The organism is Undibacterium pigrum (assembly GCF_003201815.1).
Lineage (GTDB): Bacteria > Pseudomonadota > Gammaproteobacteria > Burkholderiales > Burkholderiaceae_D > Undibacterium > Undibacterium pigrum.
The window spans coordinates 68,516-90,631 of sequence record NZ_QJKB01000003.1 but is presented as its reverse complement, the minus strand read 5'-3'; the positions used below and the strand labels follow the sequence as shown (position 1 = coordinate 90,631).

At 50.4% G+C, this 22,116-nt stretch carries 19 protein-coding genes; 10 read left to right on the top strand and 9 right to left on the bottom strand.

Translation table 11 applies throughout. The annotated features are described in order from the left end of the window. The first annotated feature begins 18 nt into the window (after nt 1-18). Nucleotides 19-801, top strand: coding sequence for a 16S rRNA (adenine(1518)-N(6)/adenine(1519)-N(6))-dimethyltransferase RsmA (gene rsmA / locus DFR42_RS11275; protein WP_110255091.1), 783 nt, complete (start codon nt 19-21; stop codon nt 799-801). Nucleotides 802-841: 40 nt separating this feature from the next. Here the strand turns inward: rsmA and DFR42_RS11270 are convergent, their stop codons facing one another. Beyond that, the gene (locus DFR42_RS11270) at nt 842-1,288 is read right to left on the bottom strand and encodes a response regulator (protein WP_211324270.1); all 447 of its coding nucleotides are present in this window, start codon (nt 1,286-1,288) and stop codon (nt 842-844) included. Between the two features lie 180 nt (nt 1,289-1,468). Between DFR42_RS11270 and pgi the strand changes: the two genes are divergently transcribed. After that, a complete protein-coding gene (pgi, locus tag DFR42_RS11265) occupies nt 1,469-3,115 on the top strand; it encodes a glucose-6-phosphate isomerase (protein WP_110255090.1) in 1,647 nt (548 codons plus the stop codon). Between the two features lie 457 nt (nt 3,116-3,572). Here the strand turns inward: pgi and DFR42_RS11260 are convergent, their stop codons facing one another. Continuing rightward, nucleotides 3,573-3,992, bottom strand: a complete 420-nt coding sequence (locus DFR42_RS11260) for a VOC family protein (protein ID WP_110255089.1) — start codon at nt 3,990-3,992, stop codon at nt 3,573-3,575. Between the two features lie 89 nt (nt 3,993-4,081). Next, a complete protein-coding gene (locus DFR42_RS11255; protein ID WP_245936930.1) occupies nt 4,082-6,451 on the bottom strand; it encodes a GspE/PulE family protein in 2,370 nt (789 codons plus the stop codon). 332 nt (nt 6,452-6,783) lie between these two features. On the opposite strand from DFR42_RS11255, the gene DFR42_RS11250 reads away from it, so the two are divergent. The 3 genes from DFR42_RS11250 (at nt 6,784) to DFR42_RS11240 (ending at nt 11,676) form a co-directional block, all read left to right on the top strand. Further along, nucleotides 6,784-7,548: a 3',5'-cyclic-nucleotide phosphodiesterase gene (locus DFR42_RS11250; protein WP_110255088.1), complete on the top strand. Its 765-nt coding sequence runs from the start codon at nt 6,784-6,786 to the stop codon at nt 7,546-7,548. Nucleotides 7,549-7,665: 117 nt separating this feature from the next. Further along, the gene (locus DFR42_RS11245) at nt 7,666-9,306 is read left to right on the top strand and encodes a GAF and HD-GYP domain-containing protein (protein ID WP_110255087.1); all 1,641 of its coding nucleotides are present in this window, start codon (nt 7,666-7,668) and stop codon (nt 9,304-9,306) included. A 102-nt stretch (nt 9,307-9,408) separates the two neighbouring features. Next, nucleotides 9,409-11,676: a CHASE2 domain-containing protein gene (locus tag DFR42_RS11240; protein WP_342766842.1), complete on the top strand. Its 2,268-nt coding sequence runs from the start codon at nt 9,409-9,411 to the stop codon at nt 11,674-11,676. A 12-nt stretch (nt 11,677-11,688) separates the two neighbouring features. On the opposite strand, the gene DFR42_RS11235 is transcribed toward DFR42_RS11240, so the two are convergent. Then, nucleotides 11,689-12,942: a benzoate/H(+) symporter BenE family transporter gene (locus DFR42_RS11235; protein ID WP_110255086.1), complete on the bottom strand. Its 1,254-nt coding sequence runs from the start codon at nt 12,940-12,942 to the stop codon at nt 11,689-11,691. A gap of 88 nt (nt 12,943-13,030) precedes the next feature. On the opposite strand from DFR42_RS11235, the gene DFR42_RS11230 reads away from it, so the two are divergent. Beyond that, nucleotides 13,031-14,467, top strand: a complete 1,437-nt coding sequence (locus DFR42_RS11230; RefSeq protein ID WP_110255085.1) for an aminotransferase-like domain-containing protein — start codon at nt 13,031-13,033, stop codon at nt 14,465-14,467. A 12-nt stretch (nt 14,468-14,479) separates the two neighbouring features. On the opposite strand, the gene DFR42_RS11225 is transcribed toward DFR42_RS11230, so the two are convergent. Beyond that, complete coding sequence (locus DFR42_RS11225) at nt 14,480-15,118, bottom strand: zinc metalloprotease (protein ID WP_110255084.1); 639 nt, start codon at nt 15,116-15,118, stop codon at nt 14,480-14,482. Nucleotides 15,119-15,149: 31 nt separating this feature from the next. Next, a complete protein-coding gene (locus DFR42_RS11220) occupies nt 15,150-16,079 on the bottom strand; it encodes a LysR family transcriptional regulator (RefSeq protein ID WP_245936929.1) in 930 nt (309 codons plus the stop codon). A 153-nt stretch (nt 16,080-16,232) separates the two neighbouring features. Between DFR42_RS11220 and DFR42_RS11215 the strand changes: the two genes are divergently transcribed. The 3 genes from DFR42_RS11215 (at nt 16,233) to DFR42_RS11205 (ending at nt 19,097) form a co-directional block, all read left to right on the top strand. Continuing rightward, nucleotides 16,233-17,072 carry a phytanoyl-CoA dioxygenase family protein gene (locus tag DFR42_RS11215; protein ID WP_110255082.1) on the top strand — a complete coding sequence of 280 codons (840 nt, stop codon included), beginning with the start codon at nt 16,233-16,235 and terminating at the stop codon, nt 17,070-17,072. Between the two features lie 7 nt (nt 17,073-17,079). Next, nucleotides 17,080-17,907 (top strand): sugar phosphate isomerase/epimerase family protein, encoded by an 828-nt coding sequence (locus DFR42_RS11210; RefSeq protein WP_245936928.1) that lies wholly within the window; start codon nt 17,080-17,082, stop codon nt 17,905-17,907. Nucleotides 17,908-17,978: 71 nt separating this feature from the next. After that, nucleotides 17,979-19,097 (top strand): hypothetical protein, encoded by a 1,119-nt coding sequence (locus tag DFR42_RS11205; RefSeq protein WP_146218827.1) that lies wholly within the window; start codon nt 17,979-17,981, stop codon nt 19,095-19,097. A gap of 29 nt (nt 19,098-19,126) precedes the next feature. On the opposite strand, the gene DFR42_RS11200 is transcribed toward DFR42_RS11205, so the two are convergent. From DFR42_RS11200 to DFR42_RS11190, 3 genes are all read right to left on the bottom strand, one after another. Next, entirely contained in the window at nt 19,127-19,693 is a 567-nt protein-coding gene (locus tag DFR42_RS11200) for a hypothetical protein (protein ID WP_110255080.1), read from the bottom strand. Then, the gene (locus DFR42_RS11195; protein WP_110255079.1) at nt 19,623-20,357 is read right to left on the bottom strand and encodes a ChaN family lipoprotein; all 735 of its coding nucleotides are present in this window, start codon (nt 20,355-20,357) and stop codon (nt 19,623-19,625) included. Before DFR42_RS11195 ends, DFR42_RS11200 begins: the two co-directional genes overlap by 71 nt. Before the next feature lie 76 nt (nt 20,358-20,433). Beyond that, nucleotides 20,434-20,991 carry a 2OG-Fe(II) oxygenase gene (locus DFR42_RS11190; protein WP_110255078.1) on the bottom strand — a complete coding sequence of 186 codons (558 nt, stop codon included), beginning with the start codon at nt 20,989-20,991 and terminating at the stop codon, nt 20,434-20,436. A gap of 156 nt (nt 20,992-21,147) precedes the next feature. On the opposite strand from DFR42_RS11190, the gene DFR42_RS11185 reads away from it, so the two are divergent. Beyond that, nucleotides 21,148-21,900 carry an NUDIX hydrolase gene (locus DFR42_RS11185; RefSeq protein ID WP_110255077.1) on the top strand — a complete coding sequence of 251 codons (753 nt, stop codon included), beginning with the start codon at nt 21,148-21,150 and terminating at the stop codon, nt 21,898-21,900. The last annotated feature ends 216 nt before the right edge of the window (nt 21,901-22,116 follow it).

The following is a 22,116-nucleotide window of genomic DNA, read 5'->3' as shown; positions in this document are numbered from 1 at the left end:
AAAATAAGTAAGAAAAATATGAAACATATCCCTCGTAAACGTTTTGGCCAGAATTTCCTGACCGATGAACTGGTCTTGAGCAATATCACGCGCGTCATCAACCCGCGCCCTGGACAAACCATGGTCGAGATAGGCCCGGGTCTGGCCGCTATGACACGCCAGTTGCTTGATGGTTTGACGCAATTGCATGTGGTCGAGCTGGACAGAGACCTGGTGGCTCGCCTCAAGAAAAACTTCTCGCCAGAAAAACTCGTCATCCACGAGGGTGATGCCCTGCAATTTGATTTTGCCTCCATCCCTGTGCCTGAAGGCCAGAAGCTGCGCGTGGTGGGTAACCTGCCTTACAACATCTCCAGCCCCTTGCTATTTCATCTGGCTGAGATAGCACCGTTGGTAGAAGACCAGCATTTTATGCTGCAAAAAGAAGTGGTCGAGCGCATGGTTGCTGAGCCAGGCAGCAAGACTTATGGCCGTCTGTCGGTCATGCTGCAGGTACGCTATCACATGGAATTGATGTTCATCGTGCCGCCAGAGGCATTTGATCCGCCACCACGCGTAGAGTCTGCCATCGTGCGCATGATACCCAAGCCGGGTGCCCTGCCTTGCGATATCAAAAAACTGGAAGAAGTCGTCACCAAGGCATTTTCGCAACGACGCAAGGTTGTGCGCAATTGCGTCGCCGGTTTATTGTCGGAAGCAGATTTGATTGCTTGCGGAGTTGATCCTCAATTGCGGCCAGAGACCATCGCTCTGGAAGCCTATGTTGCCATGGCCAATTTGCTGAGCAGCCGTCAGGTCTGAGTTTTTTACAACTGATTTCTATACAACTCAGTTTATATAACTACAAGAGTCCGGTTTGCTTCCAGGCTTTTCTGCGGTCTATAAGGGTGCGTAGCTGCTTGTGTGATTTTGTCACGGAATAATTGATGGATTGCAGCAGGGTAGCGGGATTGAAGGGCTTGACGATAAAGCCATTCGCCCCAGCCTTGATGGCCTTGACCACCGTTTCTTTACTGTTGCTGCCAGTGACCATCAGCACCACGGTGTCAGGGGAGACTTTCTTGATGTGCTCAAGTATTTCCAGTCCGCTGATATCCGGCATCATCACATCCAGGCAAACTATTTCCGGTATGGTTTTTTCCAGCCAGTCCAGTGCAGCCACGCCGCTGGAAGCTTCACCGATGACATTAAAGGCCTCGCTGTTCAGGATGTGTCGCAGCATGGAGCGACTGATATCGTTATCGTCCACGATAAAGATGCCTATGTCCCTTCTGTCTAACATGTTCATCTGTTTCCCCTGCAAATCCACATTGCATTAATTTTCGTTTACGATAATTCCAGATCAGGTTTTTGTCTGCAACTATTTGAATTAGTTAATTAATGTTTATTTTAGCAATAAATAAGCTTGCAGCATGCATAATTGCCTGACCTATAATCTGAGGCAAGAGATTTATCTTTCAGGAAGACTATGAACATTACCCATACCCCCGAATGGCAAGCCCTGCTGGCGCATCAACAAAGGCTGGAGCAACAACATCTGCGCGAGTTGTTTGCGGCAGATAGTGACAGGTTCGCCCATTTTTCGGTGGAGCTGGATGGTTTGCTGGTAGATTATTCCAAGCAGCGCATAGACCAGCCAACGCTGGATAGCCTGATGTCCCTGGCGCGTCTGTCCAAAGTGGAAGGCTGGCGGGACCGCATGTTTGCTGGTGAAAAAATCAATATCAGTGAAGACCGCGCCGTCCTGCATACAGCATTGCGACATACCGATTTCACGCCCTTCCCGAATGAAGCAGAAGATGTCATGCCCAAGGTCAGGGCAGTGCGCAAACAGATGCGTGACATCGTTGAAAGGGTGCGTAGTGGCTTGTGGCGCGGCTTCAAGGGGGATGCGATACAGACTATTGTCAACATAGGCATAGGCGGCTCTGACCTGGGGCCCAAGCTGGCGACGCGTGCCTTGTCTGCCTACCAGCATCCCGGCCTGGATTTCTATTATGTCTCCAACCTCGACAGTGCCCACCTGGCCCCGCTACTGGAAAAACTGGACCCGCGCACGACCCTGTTCATCGTCGCTTCCAAGACTTTTACAACACAGGAAACCAGCATCAATGCCCAGACTGCCCGTACCTGGCTGATGGCAGCTGCGATGGAAGAGTGGGCCGTCAGCAAGCATTTCATTGCAGTCACTTCCAGCCCGGGCAAGGCGCATGAATTCGGTATCCCTGATGCAAATATCCTGGAAATCTGGGACTGGGTAGGTGGGCGTTATTCGCTGTGGTCAGCTGTCGGCCTGTCAGTCGCCCTGGCGATAGGCATGAATGGTTTTGAGCGCCTGCTGGCAGGTGCTGAAACCATGGACAAGCATTTCTGCAATGCGCCGCTGGAAAAGAACCTGCCGGTATTACTGGCCCTGATCTCTATCTGGAACACCAACTTCCTTGGGGCAGAGACAACGGCCATCCTGCCGTATAACGAATCCATACGCCATCTGCCAGCCTTCCTGCAACAACTGGAGATGGAGTCGAATGGCAAGGCCGTAGGCCGTGATGGCGAAGCCCTGACTTGCCGTGCCAACCCCATAGTCTGGGGCGAGATAGGCGTGAATGGCCAGCATGCTTTCTTCCAGCTCCTGCATCAGGGCGGCTGGCTCATCCCCTGTGATTTTGTGGTGGCAGCTTCCAGTGATTACCCATTGCCAGGTCACCAGGCACCCTTGCTGGCAAACTGTCTGGCCCAGAGCGCGGCACTGGCCTTTGGCAAGACCGAGGCGCAGGCACGTGAAGAGTTGTCGCAGGCAGGCCTCAGTGACGCCAATATTGCCAGGCTCTTGCCACACAAGGTGTTTGCCGGTAACCAGCCATCGACCACCATACTCATGCCCAGTCTTGATCCCTTCCAGTTAGGCATGCTGCTGGCGTTATACGAGCACAAGGTGTTTGTGCAAGGCGTGATCTGGGGCATCAACTCCTTCGATCAATGGGGTGTGGAATTGGGCAAGCAGCTGGCAAACCGGCTCTTGCCAGCTATCCTGGGTAACCAGGATTATGATTCCCATCTGGACACATCGACCAGCGGCCTGATTGCTTACTTCCGCCGACATGGACATGTCTGAAAACCTGCTTCCGATCTTAAAGCATGAATGCAATTGGATTTAATGCAGGGCCTCATGTGCTGCTCAAAATGCTCATGTACTAGAGTACATTCCGCTTTTTGCACTGCTCTTATGTTGCACTGAACCCGCTGACGCCAGCTCGCTACAGATCGCAAACAGGTTTTGAGCGTTAAGCGGAGGGTCTGAATTTGCTTGTCAATTGATAAAGAAAGTCAAAAAGCCAGACTTGATATTGACTTAATATATTTAAGCTTGATATAAAGAAATATCATTCATACGAGTTTGGATTTCTTTATGTGGACTGGCATTTTCACCTTCATCGGTATCGCATTTTTTGTTGCTGTCGTTATCCTGATACGTGCTATGAACAAGGAAGCCCGTCGTACTGATTATCATCAATAAAAAAAGCAGACACTGGTCTGCTTTTTTTGATCTGCCTGAGCAAACGGTGCCTGCCTTACCAGGCACTCGTATTCGGCATGGATGCCCAGGGTTCGGCAGGGGCCAGTGGTTCGCCCGCCTGCAGCAATTCTATGGAGATATTATCGGGTGAGCGCACGAAGGCCATGTGTCCATCACGTGGAGGGCGGTTGATGATGACACCGTGATCCATCAGGCGCTGGCATGACTGGTAGATATCATCGACGCGGTAAGCCAGATGGCCAAAGTTGCGGCCACCGGTATATTCTTCAGGGTCCCAGTTATAGGTCAGTTCAACCTGGGCATCATGGTCGCCAGGGGCTGCCAGATAAACCAGGGTAAAGCGGCCTTTTGGGTATTCTTTCTGGTGTACCAGTTCCAGCCCAAGTGCATCGCGATAAAAACGCAGGGATGCTTCAAGATCGGTGACACGCACCATGGTGTGCAGATATTTCATGCTTGCCTTTTCAAATGTTGGCTGGCCGCCAGCTTTCGCCGGATGGCTTGCGAGGTTCAGGCAAAGATTCTAGCTGATTTTGCAGAAGTCTATTTGATGCAGACTATACGGACTTGCTTCATATCCGTAATCCCCGACAAGACCTTTTCTATGCCATCCATTTTCAGGGTCAGCATGCCATCTGCCAGCGCCGCTGTCAGCAGTTCAGAAACACGGGCATGGTCCTGGATGAGTTTCTTGACGGTGTCATTGGCCACCATCAGTTCATGCAAACCTACCCGGCCTTTGTAGCCATTCGAGCAATGCTCACACCCCACGGCTTTGTACAGGGTAAATTTGCCAGTCTTGTCGGCGTACTGGCTTTGCCAGGTAGTGAACACCTTTTTCTTGGCTTCAAGCGGGTTTTTCAAAAACACTTCAGTATTCAGCAGCTCCTGGCAATACTCATCCAGTAAAGCCATCATTTCTTCTTTTTCTGGATGGTAAGCCAGTTTGCATTTGCCACACAGGCGCTTGGTCAGGCGTTGCGCCAGAATGCCCAGCAGGGCATCGGCAAAATTGAAGGGGTCCATACCCATGTCCAGCAAGCGGACGATGGATTCTGGCGCGCTATTGGTATGCAGGGTAGCAAACACCAGATGGCCAGTCAGTGAGGCTTCCAGGCCTATCGAGACGGTTTCCTTGTCGCGCATCTCACCGACCATGATGATGTCAGGGTCGGCGCGCAAGAATGCCCGCATGACAGTGGCAAAGTCCATGCCCGCCTTGCGGTTGACCTGCACCTGGCGCAAACCTTTCTGGGTGATTTCTACCGGGTCTTCGGCCGTCCAGATCTTGGTTTCTGGCGTGTTCAGATGGCTGAGGACTGAATGCAGCGTGGTCGTCTTGCCTGAACCAGTAGGGCCGCAGACAAAGAACAGGCCATAGGGTTTGCTGACCACGTTTTTCAGACGTTCCAGGTTATACGGCAAGACACCCAGCTTATCGATAGGAATAGGCTCACCCGCAGCCAGGATACGCATGACCACATCTTCCATGCCGCCAGACGACGGGATGGTGGCGACCCGCAACTCTATGTCAAAGGGGCCGTATTTCTTGAACTTGATCTTGCCATCCTGGGGTTTGCGGCGCTCTGAAATATCCAGGTCACACATGATCTTGATACGTGCCAGCAAGGCACTCCGATAACTGGCAGGTATTTCGATATAGGGTGACAGCGTGCCATCCTTGCGAAAGCGTATCAGGGTTTTTTCCTTGCCTGGGCGGGGTTCGATATGGATGTCTGACGCACCCTGCTGATAGGCATCGATGATGACTTTATTGATGAGCTTGACCAGTTCATTTTCAACTGCCGCAGATACTTCGACGACTGCCTGGCCAGCATGCTCATCATCCTCATCTTCCATGCCTGATAATAATTCATCGACAGAACCACCATCGCTGACACCACCAAAGAACTGGTCTATGGTCTGGCGAAATTCTTTCTTGGTAGTGACCCGGTAATTGATTTTTGACGTAGCAAACACGTGGTTGACCACATGCGTGGTATTGGTATGTTCAGGATCTATTGCCAATACTGTCAGGCCATTCTGGTCTTCCATGATGGGTAGCCAGGAGTTCTGTTCTACATACTGGCGCTTGAGTCTCTTGACCAGATCAACCGGGATGATGCGCTCAGGCTTGAATTCTTCATAAGGCACATTGAAATACTTGGACAAGGCCTGGCCCAATATACTGCGCTGTACCTTGAATTCATCAATCAGCACATCTTCCAGGTCCAGCAGATTACGCCGTGCCGAGCGCACAGCCAGCTCCAGTTCAGGGGCGGAGAGTATGGCTTCCGATACCAGGAAATCAAATTTCGTGCGCGGTGTATTGGTCGGTAATACCTTGCTCTTTTGTGAAAATGCAACAGCCAGAGTTTCACACAGGGCTTGCACACCTTCGGCGGCGATGGCTGTAAAAGCATCTCCCAGGCGGTGATTGATGAATTGCACGACACCCAGCAATTCCTTGCTTTGCGCGTCAATAATCGGGGCCACCAGCATTTGCTTGGTGCGGTAACCGGTGCGCTGATCAACGGCACGCTGGAATTTCAAGGTGGGCGAATGTGAGCGCAACTCTTCATCGTCATACACATCGCGCAGGCTGATCATGGTTTTGGTCAGGGCGACATGGCCGGCAATGCTTTGGTCAGAAATCGATAAGCGCAAATCCTTGAATGAGTTCAGGCCGGTCTTGATTTTGGAAATCAGGGTGATCTTGTCCTGGGCAACTACATAGATGGTCAGGCGGTCACACTCGAACAGATTGCAAATATCTGGCGACACATCCAGCATGATCTGATCCAGTGCATCTGCGCCATGGATTTTATTTGTCAGTGTCTGCAGGTTTTTAAAAAATTGCAGGCGATGATCGAGACTTTCTTTGGAAGCATTTGCGACTTGAGCAGTTACCACGATTCTTTTTCCTTGAGCCGTTGCGTGTCTCACACAGTAATTATCAGCTTATTGTCAACTAAAGCAGGAGAGTGATTGCAAGATACTGTAAATTAGTAATTCCCAGATTGAATTTTTACAAAAATGTATCACGGAAATTGAATGTCTGACCAGATAGTCAACTCTTTATAGCGCAAAGCTTGAAATTAGCCTATCTTCAGGGATGAATGCATGCGAAGAATTCTCTTGTTCCTGGAGAAAGTGTTAAGCTAGCCCTGAGGTTTTCGCCGGGAAGGTGTTAATCTAAAGATAACAAAGCTCTGGTTTTTCAGGGGCGCACTATTTTTGTATTTATGAACTTACAAATTCTTGGTTGTGCAGGCGGCATAGGTGGTAACGGCCCTTACACAACCAGCATGTTAATTGATGATGACATCTTGCTGGATGCGGGCACGGGCTTGTCGCAGCTCAACATAGAGCAACTGGTGGCGATAGACCATGTGTTTATCAGCCACAGTCATCTTGACCATGTAGCGGGCCTGGCCCTGCTCATGGATGCCGTATTTGGCAAACGCAGCAAAGCTGTGACCGTACATGCCACGCCTGATGTCTTGCATGCCCTGAAAACCCATATATTCAACTGGAGCATCTGGCCAGACTTCAGCAGCTTGCCGAATGCAGAGCAGCCATCCATGCAATACCAGGAAATGCCAGCAGGCAGCAGCCTGACGCTGGGCAGCAGGCAAATTACTTCTCATGCAGTGAATCATACCCAAGGCTCTGTCGGCTATTGGGTGCGCTCGCAAGGCAGAGGCTTTTTATTCACCGGCGATATGGCCAGCACGCCGGCATTGTGGCAAGACCTGGCCGGGCAGCCTGGCCTGGACATGGTTATCGTTGATTGCTCATTTCCCAATGCCGAGGCAGAGCTGGCCCAGATTTCCAAGCATTTCTGTCCATCTTCACTGATGGAAGATATCGCAGCCGTACCTGCCAAAGTCGATTTTTTCATCTATCATCTGAAACCAGGGCAGGAAGCACAAATCATGGCAGAACTGGGACTAAGCAAGGACAGGATTTTTAAAGCACTGAAGACTGGTGAGCAGTTCACATTTTAAAAATGAATATCTGTTTTTACCTGATTCATACACTGTTCATGTTGCGGGCGCAAACTGGCGCAGTGAATACACAATGCGGTGTAGCTTATATTTAGATACGATCTGGAGAAGGTGATTATGACTGCACTAAGCAGTAGCGAAATTGCACAACGCCTGGAAAAGCTGACCGAGCTTAGTCTGGAACTGAGCAGCAATCACGACACACCTTTATTGCTGGAAAACATACTGCGTTCGGCTAAAAGTATCACTTATGCCGATGGCGGCACGCTATACCGTACGAGTAAAGACAAGCAAAGCCTGTGCTTCAATATCTCCCTGAATGACACCCTGAACATGTATCAGGGTGGGGTCAAGGGCCAGACAGTAGATATTCCCAATATCCCTCTGATAGATGCCTATGGCAGCAAAAACCTCAATGCTGTTGCCGCCTATGCGGCCAACTACAAGCTTTCAGTAAATATCCAGGACGTGTATACCGTAGGTGTCTTCAATTTTTCTGGCACCCGTAATTTTGATCAGCAATTCCACTACAAGACCAAGTCTCTGCTGACTGTGCCCATGCATGACCACGAGGGTGAGTTGATAGGAGTTTTGCAACTCATCAATGCCACTGATCCTGAGACTGGCGAACCGCGTCCATTTACTGAAACCGATCAGCGTTTTATTGAAGCCCTGGCCTCTCAGGCAGCCATCGCCCTGACCAACCAGCAATTGATTTCGCAACTTGAAAACCTGTTTGTCTCGCTGGTCCACCTGATCAATATCGGCATTGATGAAAAATCGCCACACACAGGCAGACATTGTCAGCATGTGCCCGAACTGACCATGCTGCTGGCCAATGCCGTGCATGAAACGCAGGACGGGCCGCTGGCGCAATTCTCGATGACAGACAAAGACCGCAAGGAATTATGGATGGCGGGCATCTTGCATGATTGCGGCAAGATTTCCACTCCTGTTCATGTGGTTGAAAAATCCACCAAGCTGGAAACCATATTTGACCGCGTGCACTTGCTCGATACCCGCTTTGAAGTCTTGAAGCGTGATGCCGAGATCAGGGTATGGAAGAGTAAATGCGCCCTGTATCAGGCCAGTGTCAATAATGAGCAACTCATTGCGGAGCTGGAACAGGGCCTGCAAACCGAGCTGGCTAAAATCGAAGACGCCCGCAATTTTTTGCGCAAGCTCAATATAGGTTCAGAAAGAACCAGTCCCGATGACCTGCAACGTGTGGCCGATATCGCCACATGGCAATGGACTGATGTACACGGCAACACTCAGCCTTTCCTGAATGCAGATGAGGTCGAAAACCTGTCTGTGCGCGCTGGCACGCTGAATACGCAAGAGCGTGCCATCATCAATAACCATATCTCCACCACCATCAAGATGCTGGAAGCCTTGCCCTGGCCCAAGCATTTGCAAAACGTGCCGGAGTACGCAGGTGGTCATCATGAGCGCATGGACGGCAAAGGTTACCCGCGCGGCTTGCGTGGTGAGCAAATGTCGGTACAAGCCAAGATCATGGCGATAGCTGACATCTTTGAAGCCCTGACTGCCAAAGACCGGCCCTACAAAGACGGCAAGACCCTGACCGAATCCCTGCGCATACTTGGCAGCTTTGCCCTGAATGGTCATATTGATCCTGACTTGTTCGATATCTTTGTCAGGAAAAAAGTTTATCTGACGTATGCAGAACGCTTCATGGACAAGAGTCAGATAGATGACGTGGATCTGAGCTTGGTACCTGGTTACCGTATTTGAGTCTCATGTCCAGACTTGCTGTTGCTCATGTTGAAAGATATCGGGTAGCAGAAAAATTTTCCGGCATAAGCAATACCTGAAACTGAGTTTGTGGAGGAAAGCTTGCAGAAGCACATCAACAAACTGACACGCTGGGGCATCTGCGTGCTGCTCATCGTCATGGCTGCCTTGCAGGCAAATGGCAATTTGCCGACCACTCTCATAGAAAAAGTCGATTACTTTATCTATGACCTGCGTATGAGGTGGGAGCCGACCACTTTTAATCCCGACATTGTCATCGTCAATATCGATGAAAAGAGTTTGCAGGAGGTAGGGCAGTGGCCCTGGAACAGGGGAGTCGTCGCTGATCTGATAGAAAGATTGACTGACGATTACCATGCCAGGGCAGTAGGGCTGGATATCGTATTTTCAGAACCGGACAATAGTACGGGCATACAGGTGCTTGAAGGCCTGGCGCAAAAAGAGTTAAAGGAAAATGCTGGCTTTGTAGCGCAAATGCCCGCACTCAGAAAAGAACTCGATTTTGACGACAAACTCGCCAGGACTTTAGCGGGGCGCCCTGTGGTTTTGGGTTATGTGTTTTCAAATACCCCGAATGACAATTCAAAAGGCTTGCTGCCTACGCCAGCCTTTGTCGATGCCGACCTCGGCGAACGCAGTTTTGAGTCTGCCATTTACACCAAGTACACCGCCAATTTGCCGGAGCTGCAAAAAGCGGCGATTACTGGTGGATTTTTCAATCCTTCACCGGATGCTGATGGGGTGATACGGGGCATTCCCTTGCTGGCAAAGCATGGTGCTGGCTACTATGAAGCACTGTCACTGGCAACAGCACGTATCGCCCTGAATGCCAGCAAAGTCAAACCAGTGTTTTTGCAAGCTGATGGCATCAATTCTCAAAGTTTTTTAAATAATTATGGCTCGATAGAAGCGATCAAGCTTAATTCCACACCCAACAAGCGCATTCCGGTAGAACCATTGCTAACTGCACTGATCCACTATAAAAGCAAGGGTGGCCCAAATGGTGGCGGGTTTGCCTATGTATCAGCTTCGGATGTGCTCAAAAAGCGCCTGGCTGTCGATAAGCTCAAAGAGAAAATCATTCTGATAGGTACAACGGCGGCTGGTCTCAAAGACTTGCGTACAGCGCCGCTTGGACTGGATTACCCGGGCGTGGAAATGCATGCGAATGTGATTGCCTCGATACTGGACGGCGATGTCAAGCAGCGCTCTGACAGCACGCGTGGTTTTGAAGTTATACAGGTATGCCTGATCGGCTTATTGCTCAGCTTTGCCTTGTCGCGTTTCAAAGCGCTGGCAGCCGTGATGTGCACCACGGCCATGCTGGTATTGGTGATTGCCTTCAATTACTGGATGTATCAGTCATTCAATCTCGTCCAGCCGCTGGCAACAGTGCTGTTATTGATCGCTGCTCTGTTCGTGTTCAACATCACCTGGGGCTATCTGGTTGAGTCGAGGAAGTTGCGCGGCGTGGTCAGGCGCTTTGGTGAATATGTAGCGCCTGAACTGGTTGCCGTTATGGCAGAAGAACCTGATAGCTACACCATGGAAGGTGAAATTCGCGAGCTGACTGTGATGTTCTCTGATGTGCGCGGTTTCACGACTATTTCCGAAAGCCTGAGTGCAGCAGACTTGCGAGAATATATCAACATCTACCTGACCGCGATGTCAGAAGAAATTCGCGGTAATCGCGGCACGCTCGATAAATACATCGGTGACTGCGTTATGGCTTTCTGGGGTGCACCAGTGCGTCTGGAAGAGCATGCCAGGCTAGCCGTTGCCAGTGCGCTGAAAATGCAGTCCATCGCGCAAGGCCTGAGTGCAGACTTTGTCAAACGCGGCTGGCCTGCGCTGAAGATAGGAGTAGGTCTGAACACAGGCGAAGTGCGTGTAGGTGACATGGGTTCCAAGATTCGGCTAGCCTATACCGTCATGGGTGATGCGGTGAACCTGTCTTCACGCCTGGAAGGTATTACCAAGGTGTATGGTGTCGGCGTCGTGGTTGGTGAGGCGACAAAAACTGCTGCAGCAGAATTCGCTTACCGGGAACTCGACAGGGTCAGGGTCAAGGGCAAGACCCGGCCCATCTCGATCTTTGAACCTATTGCCATTGCTGCGAGCATAGACGATGCCCAGTCTGCCTTGTTGGAACTCTGGCATCAGGCGCTTGATGATTTCCGCGCGCAGCAGTGGGATGTTGCCGAAAAATCTTTCCTGTCATATCTGCAAGTCCGTGCAGAAGACCTGGCTTCCCAGGTCTTTCTTGAACGTATAGCTCACTACCGGCAAAATCCATTACCTGCTGACTGGGATGGGGTGGCGACCTTTGTCAGCAAGTTCAGTGAATAAGAATGGCAAGGTTCATTTGGCTTTTACCCGCAGCAGGTAATAGCTGATCACGCCAAGAACGATGCCCCAGCAGGCAGAACCCAGACCCAGCAAGCTGATATTCGATGCCGTGACGATGAAAGTGATCAGCGCAGCTTCACGTTCTGTTGTTTCCTGCATGGCATTCACCAGACCATTTTGTATTGCACCCAGCAGTGCCAGGCCAGCCACCGTGGTCACCAGTGCATGTGGCAGGTGCAGGAAGAGGGCAGTCAGGGAGCCTGCAAAACTACCTATCAATAAATAAAATCCACCGCAGGCAACACCGGCGACCCAGCGTTTTTCTGCTTGCTGGTGTGCTTCTGGCCCGGTGCAAATCGCTGCAGTAATCGCTGCCAGGTTCACGCCGTGTGAGCCAAATGGCGCCAGCAAGATGCTGACAAAACCGGTAGCGCTGACCAGCTTGCTGGTGGGGGCCTGTTCGTAACCTGCAGCGCGCATGACAGCCACACCGGGTACTTGCTGGCCAGTCAGGCATAACAGCGCTAGCGGCAAGCCCAGGCTGATGATGGCGCTTAAAGAAAATTCAGGCGTAGTCCAGACTGGCATGGTCAAACCCAGTTGCACGGCAATAGACTGGCCCTGATTGCTGTCGCCCCAGCCTAGAGCACTCCAGAGCACGACGCCACTCAGCAAAGTCAGGACGATGGCATAGCGTGCGCTGCGGCGTTTGAATATCAGGTAAGCCGCAAACATGGCAGTCACCAGCCAGGGCGCGCCAGCAACCTCACTACGTGCATTGGCAAATACATCAACACCAAAGCGGAACAGGATGCCCGCCAGCATGGCTGCGCACAGGCTTTTAGGTATTTTTGCCATCAGCTTTTCAAAGATGCCGGTAATGCCTATCAGCCATATCGCCGCCGCCGCAACCAGGTAGGCGCCTATGGCCTGGTGATAAGGCACAGTCGCCAGGCCAGTTACCAGCAAGGCTGCACCCGGTGTATTCCAGGCACAGATCACTGGTATCTTGTGCCGCCAGCTCATCCATACTCCCACCAGGCCTGAGCCTATGGATATAGCCCATATCCATGAACTGGTTTGGGCCGTCGTCAGTTTTGCGCTTTGTGCTGCCCGTAATATCAACAGCATGGGGCCAGCATAAGAGATCAGGACTGCAATCAGGCCAGCCAGCACCGCAGGAAAAAAATCTGCCGCCGTAGCGGCAAAACCCGGCTTGATGGCATTTGCCGGGGCAAGGAGAGGGGTAGAGTGTGGTGTATTCATAGCCTTAGTGTAAATCTGCCTTGCTGAGCATTTACTTACAGTGTCAGTCTGTCTTATGCTATACAGATTCATATTCAAGGTATCTGTTATGCAGCACAGTTACAGACAACTAGCAGACGCCATCGGTGCAGACATCCGGGCCAGCCGTTATCAGGTAGGCGAACGCCTGCCATCGGTGCGCCTGATAGCAGAGACGCAGCACGTCAGCGTTTCTACTGCGATACGCTGCTACCGTTACCTTGAAAGCCAGGGTCTGGTCGAGGCACGCAGTAAGTCTGGCATCTATGTTGCTGACTGGAAATCCAGACAAACAACAAGCACAGTGACGCAGAAAAAAAACAGCCAGGCTGCACCGGCAGTTGAGTACGACAAACTGATGTCGCTGCAGCACAGAATGACGGAATTGTATTCTCTGACGGCACAACCCCTGCACCTGGGCCTGCATCTGGCCAGCGCCGCGCCAGAATGGTATCCCTGTGAATCCCTGGCCAAGATCGCCCAGCGTTTGCTGCGGCAAGACCCCATGCTGATAGGTGTGTATCCCGGCGGTACGGGTTTGCCAGCACTGAAAACCAGCCTCATACAATGGCTGAAAAACGCAGGCATGGATTTGCAGGCCAATGATCTGCTCATCACCAATGGCAGCACAGAAGCACTGAGTGTCGCCCTGCGTGCGGTTGCCCAGCCAGGTGATGCCGTCATTGTTGAGTCGCCAGTCTATTTTGGCTTGTTGCAAATGCTTGAGAACCTCGGCATCAAGGCTATAGAAATTCCTTGCGTGCCAGGCCAGGGCATAAGCCTGGAAGCGCTGGAATATGCGCTTGAGCATCAGGGCACGGTGCGCGCCATCGTTGCCATGCCGAATTTCCAGAATCCCCTCGGTTGTGCCATGCCGGACAAAAACAAGAAGCGCCTGCTGCGCCTGGTTGAACAATATGATTTGGCCCTGATAGAAGACGATGTCTTTGGCGACCTTTCGCACCAGCAGGAAAGGCCACAAGCCATCAAGGCCTGGGACAAGCAGGGCAGGGTCATCTACTGCGGCTCTTGCAGCAAAAGCCTGGCCCCGGCATTTCGCATAGGCTGGATAGCTGGCGGGCGTTATCAAGCCAGGATCAATTCATTGAAGCTCAGCGCTTCCCTGATCACGCCCCTGTTTGAGCAGGCAGTATTGGCTGAGTTTATACAGTCAGGTGCCTTGCCTTCCCATTTGCGCAAATTGCGTGAGCGCCTGGCGGCTAATATCCCGCTGGCGACTGCTGCCATAAGCCGTCATTTTCCCTTGGGTACACAAGTCATCAGCCCTGCAGGTGGCTGGTGGTTATGGCTGGAATTGCCTGAGCATATAGATAGTCTTGCTTTGCTGCGTCAGGCAGTAGCAAAGGGTATAGCGTTTACGCCGGGCAGCCTGTTTTCCGGTTCTGGTAAATACGCAAATTATCTGCGCATGCATATAGGACGGCCATGGGGGCGCGAGATGGAGCAGGGTATCAAAACCCTGGGTACACTGATCTCTGAAATGTAGATGAAATACGGCTTATTTTTTAAGTCGATCAAATAATTCCTGGGCTATCTTGTCTGCATTTTTCTCTTCAGTTTGCTCTTTAGTTTTGCTCCCAGATGTTTGCTGGCGCTTGGCAAATCTGGACAAGATGCCCGCTTTTTTCGTTCGGATTTTCAGTAAAACGAAAGGGATGATGCGCCACGCAATGACACCATCCAAAGGTTTTACCGGGATTAAATTAAAGGCGATGATGATCAGATTGGTTTTAGTCAGTACGTCGAACACCGGGGATAGTTGATACATCCACATAGTTGAGAAATAGAACAGCAGATATTGCGCTACAACAGCCAATACCAGGAGCAACAACTGCCCAAGCACGCCGCCCCAGGCAATTAAAATATCCTCTGATTCATAGTACGGCGTCTCATGCGAGCATTCACCATGCATTAGGAATAGTTTGATGGCATAAACCTTGGTGTCTGTATATCTTGCCGCAATCGCATGACCAAATTCATGGAATAGCAGGATAGTGACGAATGCCAGAAAGCTCGGGAACAGCCAGACCAGCTTGATTCCCTGTATCAAAGCCCATGGAAACCAAAGCAGGATAGTCCAATGTGCATAAACTGGTATCCTCTTCCAGTGTGCGAGCTTCCAGTAAGCTGAATCCATATGGTCTGTCTGTATTGATCAATACTCTATTTTACAAGAGCCCGGTTGCGAGCAAGGCCCTATCCCATTCCGGTACAGGCTGATATTCTTCCACCAGAAAATCAATCAGCGCCCGCACCTTGGGGCTGACTTTGCGGGTAGCGGGATAAAGTGCGGTGAAGTCATTCAAAGGCAAGTTCCAGTCTGGTAAAACTGTGACCAGATTGCCTTCAATTAAATCACGCCATGCCAGAAAAGTCGTGTCATAGACTATCCCCAGCCCGCGCAGGGCTGCCTGATGCAAGACCTTGCCATTGTTGGAAGCAAAGCCGGGTGTGATATCCACCGCCAGGGTTTCACCATCGCGCTCAAAATGCCAGGTATTGCCCTGGGTAAGATGGCTGAAGTGCAGACAGCGGTGCCGGTTCAATTCTGTAGGGTGCGCGGGCATGCCATGCTCTGCCAGATAGGCCGGGCTGGCGCACAACAGGCCACGACAGGGGGCCAGCCTGCGTGCATGCAAACCGGGGCTGTCGGGTATGCCACCTACCCGTATGCTGAGGTCAAAGCCATGTTTGAACGGGTCCAGCAGATTATCATCGACATGCAGGGTCGGCTGCAGCATTGGGTGCAGCAAGGTAAAACGGGCCAGGGCATCGGCCAGCCAATCGCTGCCAAAGCTATTCGGTGCCTGTATGCGTATTCCGCCCGCCAGCTCATTGCCTGCCTGGCTGACCACCAGCCTTGCCTGCCGTGCATGTTCAACGCTGGCGCTGCAAGGCTCCAGGTAGGCCTGTCCCAACTCGGTCAGGCTGACTTCACGGGTCGATCTGTGTAGCAGCCGTGCGCCCAGTTCAGCTTCAAGTTGCATGATGTGTTTGCTGACCACTGCGCGGCTGATACCCAGGTGGCGTCCGGCGGCGCTAAAACTGCGCTGCCTTGCTACTTCGACAAAGATTTCCATCGCTTTTAACTGGTCCATCTGGCTATTGTCTTCAAATTGGCGACAATCTGTCAATCATTGTGGGTATTGTGTGCAACAAATGAAATTCGCTACACTTGATGCAGATCAAGCAAAGACGCCAAGATAGATGATTGTCTTTTGCTTCCCCCGCATTTACAGCCAGGAGTCAGCATGCTCAGCAAAGAACAAATCGCTCAATTTCAGCAAGACGGCTACGTCGTCGTCCCCAATTTCAAAAATGCTGATGAAATCGCTGCCCTTCGTGAGCGTGCAGCCAAAATCGTTGATGAATTTGATCCTGCATCCTCCAAATCCATCTTCACCACCAAGGAGCAAGAAAAGAAGGTCGATCATTACTTCCTCAATTCAGCCAACAACATCAGTTGTTTTTTTGAAGAAGAAGCCTTCGATGAACAAGGCAATCTGCGCCAAGCCAAATCACTGTCCATCAACAAGATAGGTCATGCGATACATGATCTTGATCCGGTCTTCAGCGCGTTTTCGCGTGGTACTGCTTTGGCAAAGGTCGCTGAGCAACTGGGCCTGCAACAGCCACAGATTTACCAGTCCATGTATATCTTCAAGCAGCCAGGCATAGGTGGTGAAGTGCGCTGGCATCAGGATGCGACGTATTTTGAGACTGATCCTGTCAGCGTCACCACCTTCTGGTTTGCACTGGAAGATGCGACACTGGAAAATGGCTGCATGTGGGCAGAGCCGGGAGGACACCGCACACCCATGCGCGAACGCTTCGTGCGTGAAGGCGATCAGGTCCGCGTCGAAAAACTCGACAGCATGCCCTGGCCAGATGACAGCGCGGCTATTCCGCTGGAGGTCAAGGCAGGCAGTCTGGTGTGCTTCCATGGCCTGTTGCCGCATTACAGCGCACCGAATCGCTCGGCAGTTTCCCGCCATGCCTACACCCTGCATGTGACGGATGGAACGACCAATTACTCACCACAAAACTGGATACAGCGTGATGCCAGTTTCCCTGTCCGTGGTTTTGTTTGAGTAGCTAATGATGAATTCTGAAGTATTGATTTTCGCCCCACACTGGGGCAGTGCTCACCTGAGCCGTGAAGCTTTCATTAACAAAGTGCTGGAAGCCGGTTTTGACGGCATAGAAATGTCGCTGCCCATGGATGTGGCTGAACGAGATGCCTGGACCACCGCGATTGACGATGCCGGACTTAAACTGATTGCCCAGCAATGGGAGACGGTCTTTCACAGTGACTTTGCCGCACACAAGCAAGCACTCGCAGATTTGCTTCGCAATGCCTGCGCAGCAAAACCCTTGTTCGTGAACACCCATACTGGCAAGGATTTTTACAGCCAGGCACAAAACAATGAGCTGCTGGATTTGGCTGACGAGATAGCGGGTGAAACTGGAGTCGCCATCGTTCATGAAATCCACCGCAGCCGCTTCAGTGGCCATCCCATGCTATTGCTGCCCTATCTTGAGCAGCGCCCACAATTGCAATTGAATGCAGATCTCTCGCACTGGTGCTGTGCCTGCGAATCCTTGCTGGAAGATCAGGCGCATATACTGGAAAAAGTATTCCCTCATGTGCTCCACATCCATGCCCGCGTCGGTCACAGTCAGGGGCCACAAGTCAATGATTTCCGTGCGCCTGAACATGCAGCCGCCTTGCAACAACATCTGTCCTGGTGGGACGCCATCATCAGCCAGCAACGCGCTTCTGGCAAACAGCAAATCACACTGACACCTGAGTTTGGTCCCTCACCTTATACACAAAGCCTGCCGTATACAAATCAAGTCGTTTCGGATGCATGGGAATTGAATGTGGCGATGCTGCAGTTGTTGCGCTCACGCTATCAAGAATGATTTGTTATTGAAGCAAGTATCCATCTATGACATCATGCATTCTTTGCTAATTTGAATGCGGATTTCAGTAGATGGATATTATGCAAAACGTAGTTCCAACTTATGTTTTTACATGGAAGAAACGCCGATATTCCTGGATAGAGTATCTGTTAATTTCCACGCTTTTCTTAAGCATGCTGGCAGTGGTTTTTTGGCTGGTGTATTGGGATTTGCTGAAGTTGGCAGATATCAAAAAGCTGGCATCTTCCCCCTCATTTCCTTGGTTTCATTTCTTTCTTTTCTTCCTCATTCTGGCATCGAATTTTGCCATCCTCAAATTTAATCGTTCTGCCAGGCTATGTATTGACAGTTCTGGAGTGCGGCTAAAACTTTTGCCTGAGAGCGGCTGGACGATCTTGAGGTTTCTTGAAAAAGAACTTCTCTGGGCTGATCTGAAAGACGTGAAATATATGAAAAGATTGCAACTCATACAGTTGCGCTCAAGGCTTAGCGGGCGTCATATGGGACATATGACGATCAGGCTTAACGATTGGCAGATGCAAACTACGACTCACGGTAGCCAGGCAAATGATGCCGAGCCTGATTTGATCAAGGTTCTTCGTGAATTTGATATCTTCGAAAAATATCCCAGCAATAGTCAGAGCGAGACATCTTCTTTTGATTTGACAAAAAATGCTGCGACAAAAAACCTGTTATTGGTATTGAGCTGCCTGGTCGTCTACTGTTTCGTGGATGTGATGTCACAACATGAGGGTTATGCTTTTTTTAATCTTGAATATTGTTTGCCGCATATCATTTCAGGCTTGTCAGTCACATTAATTCTGGTTTATTGCTTGTTAAAGGCGCGTAGTCGTGACTTCATACCATCAGGCATCGTCGGTGTCCTGGCCGTGATGGGAGGGATCACATTTGGTACGGCCAGTTATGTCGCCGGTATTCGTATCAATCAATTTGTAGGTGGCCCTTTGCTGGAAGCCAGATACCATCGTGATGCAGGCTGCGAGAATTTGTTGCCAGAAGATACCAGTCTTCCTGTTGTTGAATACACTCACATGACCAGAGATTACTGGTGCAGCAAGACTGCTGATGAAGTCCTGACCATCAAGGTGCGCAAGGGACTGTTTGGCTTGTATCAGTTTGATCTGAGAGAACACACGCAGGCGATTCGCGATTATCGGCAAAAACATTAATGCAGGTTGCCAGACTGAGTTCTGCTTGTTCAGTCTTCAAAAGCAAAGCGGAACTCGCCTGGTGGTAGCATTAATTTAGGTGCAGCTTTGCCTGCTTCCACGATCACTACATCTGCTGGCACGCCATCTGCCGGCTCTTGTTTGTGATAAGCATAGATAAGGCGTCGTCCTGTAGCAGGTAGTAATTCTTTTGGAATGTCCCTGGGCGTAAATCCCGCCAGTGTAGCCAGCCAGCTGGCTCTGCCAGTTGCAGGGCTGCTGGAATAGGCCGGGTAGATGACTTGCATGTCGACCAGTTTATTATTGATGCCCAGTTTTAAATAATGTTGATTGTCAGACTTGAGCACAAACGGTTTTTCCTGTTTCATTTTGGCAAGGGCAGCTTTATACAAATTGCTTTGCCTTTTTGAATCGACATGTTCATACATGGCCGTCTGGTCTATCGTCAATGGATTGATGCCCGTCAGTCTTTTTAATTGCGCTGCCATTTTGGATTTGTCATCATCTGTCTCAGCTATGGGGAATTCATAGGCATGGCCATAGCCGACATAGATAAAGACTTTTGCCTTGGGGTCTTGCCTGAATATTTTTTGCACCAGATTTTTTTGCCATTTCTGATTCACGCGGCCCATTGACTGGTTCATAGCTGACAAACTTCCATTGACCCTGCATGGCATCGCGCAAGAAATTGGCATATGTGGATTCTTTAGTTAAAATACCCGCTTTTTCGCTGACGTATTGTTTTTGCAAAGGGAAGTCATCATACATACTGAAGGCCTCACAGGCCAGGTAGGTATAACCTGCCTTCTTTAATTCCCGTGCCAGCTTCATCGCAAATGCTCTATGCATGGGCACATGATGCGCTTCGTTTAAAATGACTACCCGTGTTTTCTTTGCTTCACGGACGATGGCAGCAATAGCGTCTTCAGCTATTGCATGATTGATGCTGTCAAATTCACTCTTTGTTGCTGGAACATCTTCGACAGGCATGCGATTGAACGCCGCAACTGCACCGTCGCCATCGGCAACCATGGAACGCATCAATCCTAAAGACAGATATTTAGAATTGAGCACCGCACGTTTGGCTTTATCATCAGGATAAGTCCTGGACTGGGCTTCCAGTAGTCCTGTCTCTGCTTCCTTGAGTTGCTTCAGCCTTGTTGTATGTGCGCCTGGTGCTTCGGTGCTGCCAGCATGAGCGCAGATATGGACTAAGCAAGTTAGTGCGACTAACAACCTGAGACTGAATTGACTAAGCATGCCTTGCAAGCCCTTACGCAAAAATTAGAGTATGCCCCGTAATCTCTACTTGATGCAAAGCCATGCATCATTTTTCTTACTGGGAGTTAGCTATATTCTTGTACATCACATCTGTACGCAAGACATATTTCACACCACTCTCTACAGGGGCACCCTGATGCAACATCATATGCGGGAAAACCAGCGCCATGCCTTTTTCTGGCTGTATCGTTTCCCAGCGAAAGGATGTGCTGCCGCCAGTGTAGTCACCATTGAGATAAATCAGCAGAGTTAAAAAGCTGACTTCATCTTCTGTGCGGGCATAGTTCCCATCCTTATGCCATTTGAAGTATTGGCCAGGCTCGTAGCGGTAGAAACGAAAGCGTTCATTCAGACCCAGCAAGCGCCATTCTTTCAATTCTGCAGGCAGGAATAGTTTTGCTCTTTCAAAGATCGCTGCTGCCAGTGCCTTGTCATCAAAGATGATACGGTCATTGTTGCGTATTTCCTTGAACATGCACATGCCTGTGCCAGTTTGCACCATGGCTTCTTCATAGCCCATTTGTTCACTGGTAAAGATCATGCGTTCGCATTCTTCTTCAGTGATGAAATTTTTGATGCCAAATACGCCTGCACCGTAGTTATTGAGTTCCATATCGTTCTCGATTTATTTCGTGCTGACTGTAATATAAGATACTTTGTTGTAAATATCAACTAAGTTAGTTTTAAATATTTACGAACTTAGTGACGGATTTGTACTAAATGCTGCTATCGCTTACAATGTCAGCATTGAATACTCAGGGGAAAAAGCATGGCGACTGCTAAACAAGGCGAAAAAGAATTTCTGCTCAATTACAATATCCATGACTATGATGTTCCCTTGACGAGTGTAGACCTGGTGATTTTCACGATCAGGGACCAGACTCTGCAAGTCTTGCTGGTCAAGCGAGGTGACCATCCTTGCAAGGGGCAATGGAGTTTGCCTGGCGGCTTTATTGATATCCATAATGATATAGACCTGGATGGCGCAGCCCTGCGCAAGCTCAAGGAAAAGACAGGTGTGGAAGCGCCTTATCTTGAACAATTGCAGGGTTTTGGCAGCCGCAACCGTGATCCGCGTGGCTGGTCTACTACCTTTGCTTATTTTGCCCTGATCTCTTCTGACCGCATCACGCTCAGCCATGGTGGCAATGCCGATGCCGTGCGCTGGTGTCCGGTTGAGTCGGACGAGGGCTTGCCCAAGCTGGCCTTTGACCATGCGCAGATACTCGATGTTGCTGTCCAGCGCCTGCGCAACAAGGTGGAATACACCTCTTTGCCAGCGCATCTATTGCCGGAAGAATTTACCCTGTCTGAGCTGCAGCGCGTATACCAGGTCTTGCTGGGGCGTCTGGTGGACAAGAGCGCATTTCGCAAGCGCATCCGGGAAGGTGACTTTCTGGAAGAGTTGCCGGGAAAATGGCGTCTGGGCAGCAATCGCCCTGCGCAATTGTATGGCTTGCGCAAAGGGCAGGGTACGGTCTATTTCAACCGCCTCATGACGGGTGAAGTCGGGGCTAAATGACTTTGCCCGGGGCATGCATTCATACCCCAGACCAACATCGTCAAGTTTTGTCAAAAATGCACATTCGCGGCCATCCGAACTTGACGAAAATTTAATATTATCAAATAATCATCCTGCATTCCTGATTTTCATGTTTGCCGGACACGCCTTGCTATGTGTGTCCGGTAAATGTCCGTGTCAACGTATGTACTAGCCAAAGCCAAAGTCCGCATACAG

What these genes read in the sequence shown, in the direction of transcription:
- pgi (WP_110255090.1), top strand. Translation starts at nt 1,469, where the DNA reads ATGAACATTACCCATACCCCCGAATGGCAAGCCCTGCTGGCGCATCAA.
- rsmA (WP_110255091.1), top strand. Translation starts at nt 19, where the DNA reads ATGAAACATATCCCTCGTAAACGTTTTGGCCAGAATTTCCTGACCGAT.
- DFR42_RS11195 (WP_110255079.1), bottom strand. Translation starts at nt 20,357, where the DNA reads ATGCTTAGTCAATTCAGTCTCAGGTTGTTAGTCGCACTAACTTGCTTA.
- DFR42_RS11250 (WP_110255088.1), top strand. Translation starts at nt 6,784, where the DNA reads ATGAACTTACAAATTCTTGGTTGTGCAGGCGGCATAGGTGGTAACGGC.
- DFR42_RS11270 (WP_211324270.1), bottom strand. Translation starts at nt 1,288, where the DNA reads ATGAACATGTTAGACAGAAGGGACATAGGCATCTTTATCGTGGACGAT.
- DFR42_RS11230 (WP_110255085.1), top strand. Translation starts at nt 13,031, where the DNA reads ATGCAGCACAGTTACAGACAACTAGCAGACGCCATCGGTGCAGACATC.
- DFR42_RS11210 (WP_245936928.1), top strand. Translation starts at nt 17,080, where the DNA reads ATGATGAATTCTGAAGTATTGATTTTCGCCCCACACTGGGGCAGTGCT.
- DFR42_RS11225 (WP_110255084.1), bottom strand. Translation starts at nt 15,118, where the DNA reads ATGGATTCAGCTTACTGGAAGCTCGCACACTGGAAGAGGATACCAGTT.
- DFR42_RS11190 (WP_110255078.1), bottom strand. Translation starts at nt 20,991, where the DNA reads ATGGAACTCAATAACTACGGTGCAGGCGTATTTGGCATCAAAAATTTC.
- DFR42_RS11220 (WP_245936929.1), bottom strand. Translation starts at nt 16,079, where the DNA reads ATGGACCAGTTAAAAGCGATGGAAATCTTTGTCGAAGTAGCAAGGCAG.
- DFR42_RS11245 (WP_110255087.1), top strand. Translation starts at nt 7,666, where the DNA reads ATGACTGCACTAAGCAGTAGCGAAATTGCACAACGCCTGGAAAAGCTG.
- DFR42_RS11205 (WP_146218827.1), top strand. Translation starts at nt 17,979, where the DNA reads ATGGATATTATGCAAAACGTAGTTCCAACTTATGTTTTTACATGGAAG.
- DFR42_RS11185 (WP_110255077.1), top strand. Translation starts at nt 21,148, where the DNA reads ATGGCGACTGCTAAACAAGGCGAAAAAGAATTTCTGCTCAATTACAAT.
- DFR42_RS11215 (WP_110255082.1), top strand. Translation starts at nt 16,233, where the DNA reads ATGCTCAGCAAAGAACAAATCGCTCAATTTCAGCAAGACGGCTACGTC.
- DFR42_RS11235 (WP_110255086.1), bottom strand. Translation starts at nt 12,942, where the DNA reads ATGAATACACCACACTCTACCCCTCTCCTTGCCCCGGCAAATGCCATC.
- DFR42_RS11260 (WP_110255089.1), bottom strand. Translation starts at nt 3,992, where the DNA reads ATGAAATATCTGCACACCATGGTGCGTGTCACCGATCTTGAAGCATCC.